Raw genomic sequence first — 15,549 nt, 5'->3', positions numbered from 1 at the left:
CCCCTAGTTTTGGTGGGTCGGCCGCGGCAGAGTCCTCCACATTTGCCCAGGTCAGAGCGCTGGTCACCTAACTCTTCGATTCGGGTAGCGGATGGGATTCTTCGGATCAGCCGCGCCACGCAACCGCCGGCTCACGCCTCGAGCTTGTAACCCAGTCCGCGAACCGTGATGAGGTGCTTGGGATTTGCGGGATCCGGTTCGATCTTCGAGCGCAGACGCTTGACGTGGACGTCGAGCGTCTTGGTGTCGCCGACGTAGTCGGCACCCCACACCCGATCGATGAGCTGCCCTCGCGTGAGCACCCGTCCCGCGTTGCGCAGGAGGTACTCGAGGAGATCGAACTCCTTGAGCGGCAACGTGATCTGCTCGCCGTTCACCGCGACGATGTGCCGTTCGACGTCCATCCGAACCGGCCCGGCCTCGAGTATCCCGATGTCGAGGTCCTCGTCGGCAAAGTCTCCGCCCCGACGCAGCACCGCGCGGATGCGGGCGATGAGTTCGCGGGCCGAATACGGTTTGGTCACATAGTCGTCGGCACCGAGTTCGAGGCCGACCACTTTGTCGATCTCGCTGTCGCGCGCGGTCACCATGATGACCGGCACGCTTGACTTGGAGCGCAACGCCTTACAGACTTCGGTGCCGGACATGCCGGGGAGCATGAGGTCGAGCAGGACGATGTCGGGGCTGACGCGGTCGAATGTCGCCAGCGCTTGCGCGCCGTCGTTGATCACACTCGCCTCGAAACCCTCTTTGCGCAGCAGGAAGGCCAGCGGATCCGCCAGCGATTCCTCGTCCTCGACTATCAGAACGTGGGTCACCTAATCGATTTCCTTCTTCGGTTGGTTCTCGAAATCCGGGGAAGTTGTTGCAGCATCGTGGATCTCGGCGTCATGGATCTCAGCGTCATGAACTTCGGCGATCCAGGCCGAGTCGGAGAGATCCTCGGGGATGCACAGGGTGAAGGTAGAGCCGGTGCCGGGCTTGCTCCACACATCGATGACGCCGTCGTGGTTGGCGGCGACATGTTTGACGATCGCCAGTCCGAGGCCGGTGCCGCCGGTCATCCGCGACCGCGCCTGATCGACGCGGAAGAATCGCTCGAACACGCGCTGCTGATCGTCGGGCGCGATGCCGATGCCGCGGTCGGTGACCGCGATGGCCACCATCGGACGGCCGTCGATGCGGGTGACGCGCCGGCTGATCGACACGGTGGTGTCGGCGGCCGAGTACGAGATCGCGTTGGCGATGAGGTTGTTGAGCGCGGTCAGCAGCAGCGGACGGTCACCGCGGATCGTGACGTGGATCGGGTCGTCGGTGCGCAGTTCGATGGCCGCGGCTTCGGCGGCGATCGTGCCGGCGTCGATGGCGTCGGCGATCAGGGCGTCGACGTCGACGGAGGTGAACTCGGACGTCTCGCCGCCCTGCAACCGCGACAACGCGATGAGTTCGGACACCAGGTTGCCCATGCGTGCGGTCTCGGCGACCACGCGTCGGCCGAAGTGCTCGACCGACTCCGCGTCGTCGGCCGATTCCAGCATCGCCTCGGCGAGCAATCCGATGGCCCCGACCGGCGTCTTGAGTTCATGGGAGACGTTGGCGACGAAGTCACGCCGCGTCGCCTCGACCCGCATGTGCTCGGTGTCGTCCTGGCCGTAGACCACGGCATAGCGCTCGTTGTCGTCGGCGACGAGCCGCGCGAGGCAGCGCACCGATTCGACCGTCGGCTTGCGTGACCGCCCGGTGGAGACGAAGCCCAGTGACGACGCGGGCGGACTGAAATCGAAGCGGCATTCGACCTCGGTGTCGAGCACTTCCTTGGCGGCATCCCACACCGGGTCGGCGAGCAGCCGTTCGCGCACCAGACCGAGTTCGACGGCCTGGTGGTTGTAGAGCACCACGTCGCGGAATTCGTCGACCACCGCGACCGCGGTCTCGGAGTTGCGCACGATGAGACTGAGCAGTCCCGCTTTGGTCATGCGTCCGTCGCGGGTGGTCGCGGGCACGTCGTTGACCCGCAGCTCGGCGGATTCCGGAACGGCGCGCGGCGCGCTCGCGCGGTCGTGAGTGGATGTGTCGGAGTGCACCGCACCTGCCGGCGGAACCGCGAGCGCACCACCCTGCCGCGGCGTCTGGCCACCGATGTGCGCTGGGTCGGCGCCATCGCGCGATGCGCTCCGCAGGACCAGGGCGCGACCCACCACGATGCCGACCACGAGCGCGATCGCGACCGCTGCGGCAACGAATGCAACGAACACAAGCGCAGCTTACGGCCCGACAAACGTCGAGCGCACATCCTCCGGGCAAGTTCGGCAGCTGTTCATCTGGAGTTCGCCGGTAGCGCGGCGCAACAGCTGTCAGAGGGTCACTGTGGGACAGATACCGCCATGTCGGCATATTCCGGATGTCGTTCGATGAAACGCTGCACGTACGAGCAGACCGGCACGACCTGCTTGCCACTGGCCCGGATGTCTTCGAGGACCGTCTGCACCAGCTCGGCCGCGTAGCCGTGACCGCTGTATTGCTCGCGGATCACCGTGTGCGTCAGGACCACCTGATACGGCTCGGAGACGTAGTCGACGTAGCCGACGACCGCATCACCTGCCATCGGATCGGACGGATCCGCAGTCAGTACGGCCTCGTACCGCTCCTGAGCAGGAGAGTGAACAATTCGCAGGGTCCCCAGATCCGCCATGGAATCCAATGTAGCGCGCGTCACACCTAGCGCACCATGACGATTGTGTTACGGGACGCCACACGCGTCCCGTAACAGCGCGTGACTACTTCTTCTGCCCCTGCGCGGCCACTGCGGCGGCACCGGCGGCCGCGGCTTCCGGATCGAGGTACGTGCCACCCGGATTGAGCGGCTTCAGGTTCTCGTCGAGGTCGTAGCGCAGCGGATTGCCGGTGGGGATGTTGAGGCCCGCGATGTCGGCGTCGGAGATGTCGTCGAGGTACTTGACCAAGGCGCGCAGCGAGTTGCCGTGAGCGGCGACCAGGACGGTCTTGCCGGCCTGGATGTCGGTGGCGATGGACTCGGTGAAGTACGGGATCATCCGCGCGACGACGTCCTTGAGGCACTCGGTCAGCGGCACCTCGTCGAGGTCGGCGTAGCGCGGATCGCTCGACTGGCTGTATTCGGCGTCGGGTTCGATGGGCGGCGGCGGGGTGTCGTAGCTGCGACGCCACAGCATGAACTGCTCGTTGCCGTACTTCTCGAGGGTGTCGGCCTTGTTGAGTCCCTGCAGCGCGCCGTAATGACGCTCGTTGAGGCGCCAGTCGCGCTTCACCGGAATCCAATGGCGGTCGGCCTTGTCGAGCGCGATCTGCGCGGTCTGGATGGCCCGACGCAGCAGCGAGGTGTAAAGGATGTCGGGCAGCAGATCATGTTCGACGAGGAGCTCGCCGGCGCGCACGGCTTCGGCCTGCCCCTTCTCGGTGAGCGCCACGTCCACCCACCCGGTGAACTGGTTGGACGCATTCCATTCGCTCTCGCCATGACGCATCAGGATCAGGGTGCCGTTGCTCATGGCAGCAAGTCTGGCACATGCCGGTACGACGCTCCCGGCGAGCGGGGAATGTTCTACGGAGACACGCCCTAGCGCCGAACCGGCGCGGCGGCGGCGAGTGCCCAGATGGTCAGATAGGCCAGCGCGAAGAACCCGCCGACGGCCAGCGCGACCCCCGTCGACTCCACGTGGGCCAGCGGCGATCGCACCCACTGCAGGGTGGTCGCGGCGACGGCGTCGGGCCGGGTGACGAGGTCCCAGGAGTTCCAGCGCTGGAACCGTCCGATGACGATGCCGATCGCACAGAGACCGGCGGCCACGACGACCGTCGCCCAGCCCGCGACCCGACCGAACTCGCGGTCGATGCGACGGTGCACCAACAGCATCGACACGACGCCCAGGATGATGCCGGTCCAGGCCGCGAACCCGTACTGCAGCACATGCCGCCACAGTTCGTAGCCCTCGCCGAGGTGCACGAGGTCGGTGACGAGGTAGGGCGCATTGGGGAGGAAGGCGAGCCACCCGATCCCCAGTGGGATGAGCCAGAATCGTTGCCGCACAACCGCGAATCCGGCGGCGAACACCACCGGAATCCAGGCGAGGAAGAGATTCCAGATCAGGAACCGCGTCGGATAGTAGAGCGGTGTCGCGGGATCGGTGACGCCGAGCAGGATCGTGAGCGCCGTTGTCGCGAGCAAGGAGGCAGCAAGCACCACGCGGTGCATGTTGGTCATCTGACCATTCTGCCGGACTCAATCCGGCCACAAACCCGGCAAACCAGACAGGTCGGGACTAGCGTCGGAGAATGACCAGCACTGAATCCGGTGCGACGCGCACCGATCAACCCGAACTGAAGCGCGTTCTCGGATGGAAGCTGTTGCTGCTGTTCATCGTCGGCGACATCCTCGGCACCGGCGTGTACGCCCTGACCGGGCAGGTGGCCGGCGAGGTCGGCGGCGCGGCGTGGCTGCCGTTCCTCATCGCCTTCGCGGTCGCGACGCTGACCGCGTTCTCCTACCTGGAACTCGTCACCAAGTACCCGCAGGCGGCGGGCGCGGCGCTCTACGTACACAAGGCTTTCGGCATCCACTTCATCACCTTCATCGTGCTGTTCACGGTGATGTGTTCGGGAATCACCTCGGCGACCACCGCATCGCGCGCGTTCGCGGTGAACATGCTGACCGCATTCAGTGGTGGCGACAAGCCCGACGCGACCAATCCCGCGCTGCTGTTCTTCGCGATCGGTTTCCTGCTGCTGGTCATGTTCATCAACTTCCGCGGCGTCGCCGAGGGCGTCGGCACCAATGTCGTTCTGACCCTTGTCGAGTTGTCGGGTCTGCTGATGGTGATCTTCATCGGCTACTGGTTCATCGTCGGCGGCAATGCCGAGCACTGGGATGCGGTGGTGGCCTTCGAGGCCCAGGGCGACAAGAACGTCTTCATCGCGGTGACCGCGGCGACCTCGTTGGCGTTCTTCGCACTCGTCGGGTTCGAGGACTCGGTCAACATGGCCGAGGAGTGCAAGGAACCCACCAAGATCTTCCCCAAGGTCATGCTCACCGGCCTCGGGCTCACCGCGACTGTCTACGTGCTGATCTCGATCTGCGCGGTGGCGATCGTCCCGGTCGGTGTCCTCGCCGAGAGCGAGACGCCGCTCGTCGACGTCGTGCAGGCGGCCGCCCCTGACTTCCCGATCACCGATCTGCTGCCGTGGATCTCGATGTTCGCCGTCGCCAACACCGCACTCATCAACATGATGATGGCCAGCCGTCTCCTCTACGGCATGGCCAAACAGGGTGTGCTGCCGGCGTTCCTCGCGTACGTGCACCCGGGGCGTCGAACTCCGTTCGCGGCCATCATCTTCACCACGGTCATCGCGCTCTGCCTGCTGGTGTACGTCAGCGCCGACCCCGACAGTTCGGTGGTCGGCCTCCTCGGCGGCACGACGGCATTGCTCTTGCTCGCGGTGTTCACGGTCGTCAACATCTCGGTGCTGGTATTGCGCCGCGATCACGTCGACCACCCACACTTCCGCACCAACACGGTTGTCGCGGTGTTGGGTGCGATCACCTGCGGCTACCTCACCCTGCCGATCACCGGACGTGACCCCGAGCAGTACGTGATCGCGGGCTGGCTACTGCTCCTCGGCGTCATCCTGTGGGCACTCACCTACTGGCACCACAAACGTCACCACGTGCCCGAGGGACATCTCGAGGACGTGAACTAGCCTGGGAGAATTCGGGATCGCCTGCCCGAAAAATCTAGGGGAAGAGTTTCTTCCCCGGGGTTCAGAGTCTTCCCCCAGATATTTCTGGGGGAAGACACCAAGGGTAGGGGATGAAACTTCTTCCCCTACTTTCATCGGCGGTGCCAAGAGTGCTACCGCCGCAAGTCCTTTCGCAAGATCTTGCCCGATGCAGACTTCGGGATCGCCTCGATGAACTCGACCGCGCGCACCTTCTTGTGCGGGGCGACCTTGGCGGCGACGAACTCGATGACCTCGTCCTCACTGAGGTCGGCGTCGGCCTGCTTGACGACGAACGCCTTCGGGATCTCCTCGCCGCTCTCCTCTTCGATGACGCCGATGACCGCGGTGTCGGCGATCTTCGGGTGTGTCAGCAGCAGCGCCTCGAGTTCGGCGGGCGGAACCTGATAGCCCTTGTACTTGATGAGTTCCTTGAGCCGGTCGACGATGTAGATGCAGCCGGTGGGGTCGACGCGCGCGAGGTCGCCGGTGTGCAGGTACCCGTCGGCGTCGATGGTGTCTGCGGTGGCCTGCGGGTTGTTGAGGTAACCAAGCATCACGTTGGGCCCCTTCACCCACAGCTCGCCCGGCTCCGATAACCCCTCCGCCGGGAGTTCGATCTCCTCGCCGGTGGCTGGGTCGACGATCTTGTTCTCGGTGTTGGGCGCTGCCCAGCCGGTCGACGACAGCGGCGGATCATCCTGTCCCAGCATGCCTTTGGTGTCGTCGGGGATCATGTGACTCACCGGCGAGAGTTCACTCATGCCGTAACCCTGCAGCATGTGCACGTTCAGTCGCTTGGCGACGGCCTGCCCGAGTTCGTCGTCGAGCGGCGCAGCGCCCGACAGCATCGTCTTGAGCGAGCTCAGGTCGTAGTTGTCGATGATCGGGTGCTTGGCGAGTGCCACCGCGACCGGCGGCGCGATGTAAGCGTGGGTGACCTTGTGGTTCTGCATGTTCTCCAGGAACTCGACGAGGTCGAACCGCGGCATGATCACCAGACGAGACCTGTTGTGCAGGGCCGCATTCAGCAGCACGGTCATCCCGTAGATGTGGAAGAACGGGAGCACTGCGATGACGACGTCGTCGGGACTCGCGCCCTGCAGCGGCGTGATCTGTGCGACGTTGGCAACCAGATTCCGGTGACTCAACGCCACGCCCTTGGGGTTACCCGTGGTGCCGGAGCTGTACGGCAGCGCGGCCACATGCGTCGCCGGGTCGAAGCTCACCTCGGGTGCCGGCAGATTGGGCGCGAGCAGATCGACGGCGTTCGGGTGACCGGTCGCCTTCTGCCCCTCACCGTCGAGCACGATGAGGTTCTCGTCGGAGATACCGACCTCTTTGGCCGCGGCCGCGGCCTGCTCGAACATCGGCGAGACGGTGACCAGCATCTTCGCCTTGGAGTCGGTGAGCTGCTTGGCGATCTCGGGCGCGGTGAAGAGCGCGTTGATGGTCGTCGCGGTTCCGCCGGCACGCAGGATGCCGTGGAACACGGTCGCGAAGGCGGGGATGTTGGGCGAGAGGATGCCCACCACGTCGCCGACGCCGATCCCCCGCGCCGCAAGCGCACCCGCGGCCGCGTGGATCTGGCCGATCAGCCGCGCGTAGGTGGTCTCGTCACCCGACTTCGGGTCGACGAGCGCGACGCGGTCCATGTCCGCGTCGTCGATGGAGCCGAACAGGAAGTCGTAGACGCTGACCTCGGGGATCTCGACGTCGGGAAAGGGACTCGTGAAGCTCATGGCACCTCCAGTGGTGGGTTTCGCGCGCAATCGTATCAACAGTCATTGCCACTATGTGACGTGGACCTCTGTCCGTATCGTCGGGTTTACCACAGGCGCGAAGTGGGCAGAAGGGGCCTCAGTCGGCAGAAGCACCCGGCTCGTCCGGCCCGGTCACACCGGGTACATAGCGATCGGGAAGGGGCTCACCGGGTTCGGGCAAGGAGTCCTTGTCGATGAGGTGCTCGAACGCGAGCAGATTGCGCAACGATTCCCCGCGCGACACCCGCCACGCCCATTCCCGACGGATCGACGTGTGAAAACCGATCTCGAGCAGGGTGTTGAAGTCGCCGTCGGCGGCCTCGAGCACCTGACCGAGCACGCGGTCGATCTCATCAGAATCCAGGGCGTCGGTCGAGATGCGGCCGACGAGGTAGATGTCGCCGGTGTTGTCGATGGTGTACGCGACGCCGTAGAGCCGGCGGTTGCGTTTGAGCAGGTACCGGTAGACGGCCTCGTGATCCTCGTCCGGCCGACGACACACAAACGCCTCGACGCGCACACCGTGGCGACTCGCGGTCAGCAGAACGGTCGTCTTGAGCTTGCGTTCACCGGGGAGTTCGAGGACGACGTGCTCGGACTCCGAACCGCCGGAACTCTTGCGGCTGAACGGGATATCGCGTTCCGCGAGGGTTCGTTCAAGCAGTTCCACCACGTCCGTGTGGGACACCGATTCAACTCCGTCCGATTGTGGGTGCCAACCTGGTCCGACGACGCCGCCACGGCCTGCGCTGCCGCGACACCGGCGCCGCTGCGGCCGGCGACCGCGCCGCGAACGACTGCATCGCACCCGAGTAGCTCGACAGCAACTGGTCGACGGTGTGATCCCAGGAGAACTGTTCGGCGTGCAGACGTGCGCTACGACCCATCTCGGCAAGCTGATCCGGTTGCGCCAGAGCCTTTTCCAGCGCATTCGTCCAGTCCCCGACCGCATGTCCGTCGACGAGCACACCGGTGACCCCGCCCGACACCGCCACCGACAGACCCCCGACGTCGGCAGCGATCACCGGCGTGCCACACGCCTGGGCCTCGATGGCCACCAGACCGAAGCTCTCCGAATAGCTGGGCACTGCAACAAGATCCGACGCCCTATACACATCGGCGAGCGCAGCCGAACGCTGCGGCGGCAAGAACGTGACGGCGTCGGAGATACCGACGGCGTCGGCCAGGTCGATCAGCGCGCCGGGGCGGTCGAGTCCCGAGCCCGACGGTCCGCCGACGATGAGGACGCGCAACCGTCGGCCCGACTCGCGTGCCCCGCGGATCAGCGGGGCGGCCGCCTCGATCAGCAGGTCGGGCGCCTTGAGCGGTTGGATCCGGCCGACGAACGTCACGATCGCCTCGTCGTGGTCGAGACCCAGCGCGGACCGCGCCGCACGTTTGTCACCCGGGATATAGCAGTCCAGATCGGCACCCGGCGTCACCACGTCGATCCGGTCGGCGTCGGCCCGGTACATCGAAACCAGTTCGCTCGCTTCGGTTTCGGTGTTGGCCACCAGACGGTCGGCCTCGTCGACCACCTGTTGTTCGCCGATCACCCGCAACTGCGGCTCGGCGGTGTCACCGGCGGCCAGGAAGGCATTCTTGACCGCCGCCAGCGTGTGCGCGGTGTGCACCAGCGGGACACCCCACCGGTCGCGGGCCAACCAGCCCACCTGCCCCGACAGCCAGTAGTGCGAGTGGATCAGATCGTAGTAGCCGGGCTCCTGCGCGGCCTCGGCACGCAGGACGCCGGCGGTGAAGGCGCAGAGCTGGGCCGGCAGATCACGTTTGTCGAGACCCTCGAACGGGCCGGCCACGACGTTTCGGACCGTCACCCCGGGAGCCGCCGCGACCGACGGCGCGTCGCTCGACGACGTGGCGCGCGTGAAGATCTCCACCTCGACCCCGCGTCGGGCGAGGCGCTGAGCCGTCTGCCAGACGTAGACGTTCATCCCGCCGGCATCTCCGGTGCCCGGTTGCGCCAGCGGTGACGTGTGCACCGAGATCAGCGCGACACGCCGCGGGAACGGACTGGAGGTCATACCTCCACCATAGAAGATTGACACTTTTCGACAAGTGTCTCATATTGGCTACATGAGGACTCAGACGTCTCATCGGCCCGTGTTTGTGCTGCGGTCGGGCACGACCTGGGCCGACCCCTTCGAGCTGTACGCACAGCTCCGGTCGGAATCGCCGGTGCATCACGTCGACGATGGTGATTACTGGGTGCTCACGCGCCACGCCGACGTCATCGCGGCCGCGTCGGATCCGGCGACGTTCTCGTCGTCGGACGGCCTCACGGTGGCCTATGGCGAACTCGAGGCGATCGGGATGGCCGACAACCCACCGATGGTGATGACCGACCCGCCGGTGCACACACAGTTCCGTCGGCTGGTGTCGCGCGGATTCACCCCGCGCCAGGTCACGACGCTCGAACCGCAGGTCCGCGACTTCGTCCGCGAACGACTCGACCGGATCGACGGCTCGGGGTCGGCGCCTGCCGACATCGTCGGCGAACTCTTCAAACCGCTGCCCAGCATGGTGGTCGCGCACTACCTGGGCGTACCGGAGTCGGATCGATCGCAGTTCGACGGCTGGACCGACGCCATAGTCGGCGCCGCGACCGGCAACAAGGACACCGAGGACCAGGCAGGCGCCGCGACCATGGACATGCTCGGCTACTTCGCCGGGCTCATCGAGTACCGCCGCAAGCATCCGGCCGACGACACCGTCTCGCACCTGGTGGCCGCCGGCCTTGCCGACGACCCGCCCGGTCTCCTGTCGATCCTGGCCTTCACCTTCACGATGGTCGCCGGTGGCAACGACACCACCACCGGCATGCTCGGCGGCAGCGTCGACCTTCTGCATCGCAACCCCGATCAGCGCGCCCGGCTGATCGACGACGACACACTGATCCCCGACGCGGTGAACGAGTTGCTGCGTCTCACCTCACCGGTCCAGAACCTCGCGCGCACGACGACCCGCGAGGTGACCTTGCCCGACGCGGACGTCGGGCGAACCGTCACCCTCCCGGCCGGGCGCAAGGTCCTGCTCTGCTACGCCGCGGCCAATCGCGATCCCGCCGCCTACGGCCCCGACGCCGAGGACCTCGACATCGACCGTCGACCCCGGAACATCCTGACCTTCAGCCATGGCAATCACCACTGCCTCGGCGCCGCTGCTGCCCGCATGCAGGCACGGATAGCGCTCACCGAGTTGCTCCGGCGGTATCCGAGTTTCGCTGTGGACTCCGACGGAATACGTTGGGCAGCAGGGAACTACGTTCGCCGACCCACCTTTGTGCCGTTCTACCCGGCGGGTCGATGAGTACCGGCTGGCTCACCGACGAGCGCGCCGAACTCGCTGCCGGGCGCATCCTCGACGTCGCCGAGGAGTTGTTTCTCGCGCGTGGCGTCTCGTCGGTCACCATGCGCCACCTCGCCTCGGCGGTGGGGTGCTCCCGAGCGACGCTGTACCGCTACTTCCCCGGCAAACAGGAACTGCACGCCGCCTACGTCGACCGCGCAGCAACGCGCGTGGCCGAGTCGATCGCCGAGCAGATTCGGGAGATCGGCGGTCCGGCCGACCGTCTCACCGCCGCCATCACCACGGCGCTGACCGGGGTCCGCGCCGACCCCGCACTCCTGGCCTGGTTCACCCCCGACGCCGCCGGCACGTCGACCAGACTTGCCCTGCTGTCACCGGCCATCGAATCGATCGCCGGGTCGTTCCTGCAGGACCTGGGCGTTACCGATGCGGAGCGCGCCCTGCGCGCGCAGTGGCTCGTGCGTGTCATCGTGTCGCTGCTCACCGACCCGGACCCCGACAACGAGGAAGCACTGCTGCGACGTTTCGTGCTGCCTGTCGTCCTCACCTGATTCCGGTTGCCATCACGCTCGCTTTCCGAGCGCGATGGCAACCACTTGTGGAAACGTCAGTTCTCTTCGGCGAAGCCGGGATTGCATCGCGTGTCGATCATGGTCTGCTCGTCGACGACGGGCCGGCGCGGCTCGAGATTCCAGCTCGCCTTCTCCGGGTCGACGATGCGCGCGAAGCGCCAGTGGCAGTCGAATTGCGCCTGCATACCGGGGCTGTTCGCCGACGCGTCGAGGCGCACCACCTCCGACCACGCATCACCCATGGCGGATTCGTCGGTCGTGTACCTGCCGGACGTGGTCGGGTGCACCTGCAGACTCGGACCGACATCGGTCTGTACCCATTCGACGTGGTCGATGTAGGGCGGACGATAGGTGACGGTACTCGTCGGTGCCGGCGGGATCGAGGTGCTCAGCGGCGTCGACGACGTGCTCTCGAGGGCCGTAGACGACGGCGCTGCGTCGTCGTCCTCCGATTCGCAGCCGATGGCACCGACAAGCAGGACTGCGGCCACTACGGCCCCGCACCCGAACCGCGCGAAGGAATTCGCCATACCGTACACAGTAGTGGCGCGTAGTCTTGCGCTGTGACGATGCGTCGCGGCCCCCTGCTCCGGGCATCGGTGTTGATCGGCGTTGCGGTGCTCACCGCCGTGCTCATGACCGCGTGCTCGTCGACCTCCAAGCGTGCTGCCCCGGAGAGTATGAGCACGGGTCAGCGGCCCTCGCGTGTCGAAATCACCCCCACCGGCCTCCTGCTCGACGGAAAAGCGTGGTGGCCGAACGGGTTCAACGCCTACCAACTCGGCACCGACTGGGCGGTGAATCGTGGCTGCGGTGCGGCAGTCGACCTCGACAGCTACTTCAGCCGGCTTCCGCAGCGGGCACTGACCCGGTTCAACCTGTACTCCTCGTTCGCGGTCGACAAACGTACCGGCCTGCTCAACTTCGCGCCACTCGACGCGGTGTTCGCGGCGGCCGCACGGCACGGCCAGATGGTGCTGCCGGTGCTCACGAGTGGCGAAGGCGCCTGTGAGGACGAGGTTTTCAAAAAGCATGCGTGGTACGTCTCCGGCTGGCGCACCACGCCCAGTGCAGGCAATTTGACGTACTCGAAGTGGCTTGAAACTGCCGTCAACCGGTGGCATGGCGAAAAGACCATCGCCGGTTGGGAACTCGTCGGCGAACCGGAACCCAGCGTGTGCGGCGCATCGTGCGACTGGCAGCAGCGCAGATGCCCCGCCAACGCGGCCCGCGTGCTGCGCCAGTTCTTCGACGACGCGGGCGCGCAGTTGCGGACGCTGGATCCGAATCGTCCGATCTTCTCCGGCCTCGTCGGCGGCGACCAGTGCGGTACCGCCGGCCGCGACTACGTGACCGTCGGCCGCTCCCCCGGCGTCGACGTCCTCGACTTCCACGACTACCTGTCCGCGGTCGACGAGTCGGGCCCGCACGGCAGCAACCTGCCCGCCCGCATCCGGCAATCGCGAGAGATCGGTAAACCCCTGGTGGTCAACGAAATCGGCATCAAGGCCGGATCCTGCCTGAAGCTCGACGCGCGGGCGGCACGGTTCCGGCAACTCATCACGAGCCAACGGTCCGACGGGACAGCGGCCGCCCTGCTCTGGGCATTCGTGCCCGACCCCCGAACGTCGGAGTGCACCTACGACATCGGGCCGATCGACCCGGCTTGGCAAGTGGTCGCCGACACGGTGAAGTGATGCGTCGCAGAAGGCGAGCTCATCGCGGGATCACTCGATAGATCCGCCAGTCCGGGAGATTCGCGCCATCGTTGCGGGCTTCGAGAACGAGCACCGATATCTGAGAACCGTTGTCGTACAGGGTCGGGTACCGGATGTTGAGGGCGTCGGCGCTTCCCCGACCCTCGTTGGGCACCGACAGGAGATACTGGACACCATTCGCGGCCGGGTCGTTGAGGATGGTGGTGAAATCCTGATCCGACGGGATCACAAACTGTTTGGGCCGGGTGGACGCAACCACCACCGCGAATCCGTACACGGTGTCGCACAGCACGCTGCCCTCCGGGAGGTCGAGGCTGTCCAGGTACTGCGCCAGCGCCCGTTCGGTGGAGAAGGAGCGCAGAACACGTTGTGCGTCAAGGTGTTTGCGCTCGGTGGAGTCCGGCCGGGGTGCCACCACCGCGGTCAACGCGAACTCCTGCGGCGCGTACTTGGGCGAGGTCATTCCCCACGCGGTGACCGGGATGGCCACCAGCATGGTCACCACGGCCGCGATTCCCATGATGGTCACCGGCCGTCGCCGGGACTCGACCACCGGCATCGCCGCGTACACACCGGGCCGGCGGACCGGAGCCGTCCGACGGGCCGGCACCGCGAGCAAGGCCACGATCGCCGCGAGCGCGATCACCGTGATGTAGAACCGCAGGAAACCGAAGGTGGAACCGCGACTGTAACTGAGGATCTGGAAGGCGAGCACCGCACCGATCAGCAACACCGTCGGGAGCAGCGGGTAGAGACGACGACGCGTCGCCCGGGTGACGACAACCGCGACGAGCAACAGCGGGAACAGCGGCGCCAGGATCGCCAGCTCCGTCATCGAGAACCGCAGGGCCGCTTCGGTGGTGTCCGAGCCACTTCCCCCGGACTGCTCGATGATGCTCGCGTTGCCGTACTCGGAGCTGAACTGTGCGAAGGCGTTTCCAGTGATGAGCCAACTCGTCAGTGCCCAGCCGACGAAGGCCACCGCACTGGGCAGCACCACCAACCCGACATCGAGAATGGTGCGGTACCACCGCGTCGAGGGCGGTGTCCCGACCTTCTCGGCCCGCCGGAACGACACCAACCCGACCAGCAGCGCGGCGGCCATCGTGGCGGCGCCACCGTCGTATCTGGTCAGATACCCGAATCCCAATGCCATTGCGGCGACAACGAGTTCGTGGACGTCGTCGGTGTCGACCCAGCGGATCAGGCGTCGTGATGCCCACGCGAGGAAGAACAGGTAGGGAGCCTCGCTCATCCCGTTGGCGCCGTAGAAGACGATCATGGGGTTGATGGCGTAGCAGACGGTGATGAGACCGCCCATCCACCCGGGCAATCCGCGGTCGCGGGCCACACCGGAGATCTGGACCACCGATCCCGCCATGAACGCGGCCGACATCACCGCCGCCGAGATCGCCTCCGTGGTGAGCTCCGGCCACCATGGCGTGAGCGCGGTCAACGGCAACTGCACGATCGCGGTCAGCGGGGTGAAGATGAAACCGATCGCGGCCAGGTGCGGGTCGCGGCTGAACAGCACACTCTGCGCCGACTGCACCCGCGACAGCGAATCACCGACGTACACATGCAGGCCCGCGGCCAGATACACCCCGACCGCGAGATACAACACAAATGTCGCAGCGAAGATGGCCCGGCCCGGACCACGCGAGGCGCGCCTCATTTGGACGTGCCTTTATTGGACTCCGACAACCCGTGAAATGTCTTCTCCCAGTACGACGGATTGACCAGGATCTGCCACACGCCCTTGATCGCGGCCACGCTCATCAGGACCCAATATGCCGGGACCAGCAGAGCCGACACCACCAGATCACTGCGACCGTTCTCGCGGATCGCGATGAGATTCATGTAGATCACCGCGCCGTTGCCGAAGATCAGCGACAGCAACGACAAGTAGTAGATCGGGCCGGGGAACAACTCGGCGACCACCGGTGGCTGCCCCGCGATCCACAGCAGCATGATGAGCCAGAACAGCATGTTGACGCACGCGATCAGCGGAGTTCCCGCGATCAGCAGCGTGAATCGCAACCACGCCATCGCGCCGAGTATTCGCCACAGCCGAACCGGATGGCGCATGTGCACCAGCCACGTCTGCAGATATCCCTTGTACCACCGGGAGCGCTGCCTGACCCAGTTGATCGCATCGACGTTGGCTTCCTCCAGCGTCACCGAATCCAGCACGGCGGTGCGGTATCCCGAGTCGGCGATCCGGACGCCGAGGTCGGCATCTTCGGTCACGTTGAACGGGTCCCACGCGCCGATCTGGTCGAGCACGTCACGCTTGAAGTGATTCGACGTGCCGCCCAACGGGATCGGCGCCCGGCTGACCATCATCCCGGGCAGCAGGAAGCCGAACCAGATGCCGTAGTCGGCGGTGAACCATTCGGTGAGGATGTTGTCGCGCGA

15 protein-coding genes are annotated in these 15,549 nt (G+C 65.9%); 4 read left to right on the top strand and 11 right to left on the bottom strand.

All coding sequences use genetic code 11. The features are described 5' to 3' along the window. Positions 1–131 precede the first annotated feature (131 nt). The 5 genes from MKW15_RS14725 to MKW15_RS14705 form a co-directional block, all read right to left on the bottom strand. Positions 132–818, bottom strand: coding sequence for a response regulator transcription factor (locus MKW15_RS14725; protein WP_240859515.1), 687 nt, complete (start codon positions 816–818; stop codon positions 132–134). After that, positions 819–2,255 carry a sensor histidine kinase gene (locus MKW15_RS14720; RefSeq protein WP_240859514.1) on the bottom strand — a complete coding sequence of 479 codons (1,437 nt, stop codon included), beginning with the start codon at positions 2,253–2,255 and terminating at the stop codon, positions 819–821. Positions 2,256–2,362: 107 nt separating this feature from the next. Further along, complete coding sequence (locus MKW15_RS14715) at positions 2,363–2,692, bottom strand: GNAT family N-acetyltransferase (protein WP_240859513.1); 330 nt, start codon at positions 2,690–2,692, stop codon at positions 2,363–2,365. Positions 2,693–2,777: 85 nt separating this feature from the next. Continuing rightward, the gene (locus tag MKW15_RS14710) at positions 2,778–3,527 is read right to left on the bottom strand and encodes a phosphoglyceromutase (RefSeq protein ID WP_240859512.1); all 750 of its coding nucleotides are present in this window, start codon (positions 3,525–3,527) and stop codon (positions 2,778–2,780) included. A 68-nt stretch (positions 3,528–3,595) separates the two neighbouring features. Continuing rightward, complete coding sequence (locus MKW15_RS14705; RefSeq protein ID WP_240859511.1) at positions 3,596–4,240, bottom strand: DUF1361 domain-containing protein; 645 nt, start codon at positions 4,238–4,240, stop codon at positions 3,596–3,598. 71 nt (positions 4,241–4,311) lie between these two features. Between MKW15_RS14705 and MKW15_RS14700 the strand changes: the two genes are divergently transcribed. Continuing rightward, on the top strand, positions 4,312–5,733 hold the full coding sequence (locus MKW15_RS14700; RefSeq protein WP_240859510.1) for an APC family permease: 1,422 nt from the start codon (positions 4,312–4,314) through the stop codon (positions 5,731–5,733). A gap of 152 nt (positions 5,734–5,885) precedes the next feature. Here the strand turns inward: MKW15_RS14700 and MKW15_RS14695 are convergent, their stop codons facing one another. The 3 genes from MKW15_RS14695 to mshA form a co-directional block, all read right to left on the bottom strand. Beyond that, positions 5,886–7,493, bottom strand: a complete 1,608-nt coding sequence (locus tag MKW15_RS14695) for a 4-coumarate--CoA ligase family protein (protein WP_240859508.1) — start codon at positions 7,491–7,493, stop codon at positions 5,886–5,888. Positions 7,494–7,611: 118 nt separating this feature from the next. Next, complete coding sequence (locus MKW15_RS14690) at positions 7,612–8,202, bottom strand: type III secretion system chaperone family protein (protein ID WP_240859506.1); 591 nt, start codon at positions 8,200–8,202, stop codon at positions 7,612–7,614. A 4-nt stretch (positions 8,203–8,206) separates the two neighbouring features. Then, a complete protein-coding gene (gene mshA, locus MKW15_RS14685; protein ID WP_240859504.1) occupies positions 8,207–9,556 on the bottom strand; it encodes a D-inositol-3-phosphate glycosyltransferase in 1,350 nt (449 codons plus the stop codon). 52 nt (positions 9,557–9,608) lie between these two features. On the opposite strand from mshA, the gene MKW15_RS14680 reads away from it, so the two are divergent. Continuing rightward, on the top strand, positions 9,609–10,841 hold the full coding sequence (locus MKW15_RS14680; RefSeq protein ID WP_240859502.1) for a cytochrome P450: 1,233 nt from the start codon (positions 9,609–9,611) through the stop codon (positions 10,839–10,841). Beyond that, positions 10,838–11,392, top strand: a complete 555-nt coding sequence (locus MKW15_RS14675) for a TetR/AcrR family transcriptional regulator (RefSeq protein ID WP_240859501.1) — start codon at positions 10,838–10,840, stop codon at positions 11,390–11,392. The genes MKW15_RS14680 and MKW15_RS14675 overlap by 4 nt, the downstream gene beginning before the upstream one ends. A 56-nt stretch (positions 11,393–11,448) precedes the next feature. Here the strand turns inward: MKW15_RS14675 and MKW15_RS14670 are convergent, their stop codons facing one another. Continuing rightward, positions 11,449–11,943, bottom strand: coding sequence for a DUF2599 domain-containing protein (locus MKW15_RS14670; RefSeq protein WP_240859499.1), 495 nt, complete (start codon positions 11,941–11,943; stop codon positions 11,449–11,451). Positions 11,944–11,982: 39 nt separating this feature from the next. On the opposite strand from MKW15_RS14670, the gene MKW15_RS14665 reads away from it, so the two are divergent. After that, positions 11,983–13,110, top strand: coding sequence for a beta-mannosidase (locus MKW15_RS14665; RefSeq protein WP_240859699.1), 1,128 nt, complete (start codon positions 11,983–11,985; stop codon positions 13,108–13,110). A gap of 19 nt (positions 13,111–13,129) precedes the next feature. On the opposite strand, the gene MKW15_RS14660 is transcribed toward MKW15_RS14665, so the two are convergent. Together MKW15_RS14660 and MKW15_RS14655 are read right to left on the bottom strand one after the other, a co-directional pair. Next, positions 13,130–14,806 carry an ArnT family glycosyltransferase gene (locus MKW15_RS14660; RefSeq protein WP_240859497.1) on the bottom strand — a complete coding sequence of 559 codons (1,677 nt, stop codon included), beginning with the start codon at positions 14,804–14,806 and terminating at the stop codon, positions 13,130–13,132. Continuing rightward, positions 14,803–15,549: glycosyltransferase family 2 protein (locus tag MKW15_RS14655; protein ID WP_240859495.1), on the bottom strand; the 747-nt coding region annotated here is incomplete at its 5' end. The genes MKW15_RS14660 and MKW15_RS14655, both read right to left, overlap by 4 nt.

The sequence above is a fragment of the Gordonia gummivorans genome, from assembly GCF_022513585.1.
Lineage (GTDB): Bacteria > Actinomycetota > Actinomycetes > Mycobacteriales > Mycobacteriaceae > Gordonia.
The sequence above is the reverse complement of the archived record's forward strand: the minus strand, read 5'-3'. Positions and strand labels throughout refer to the sequence as shown.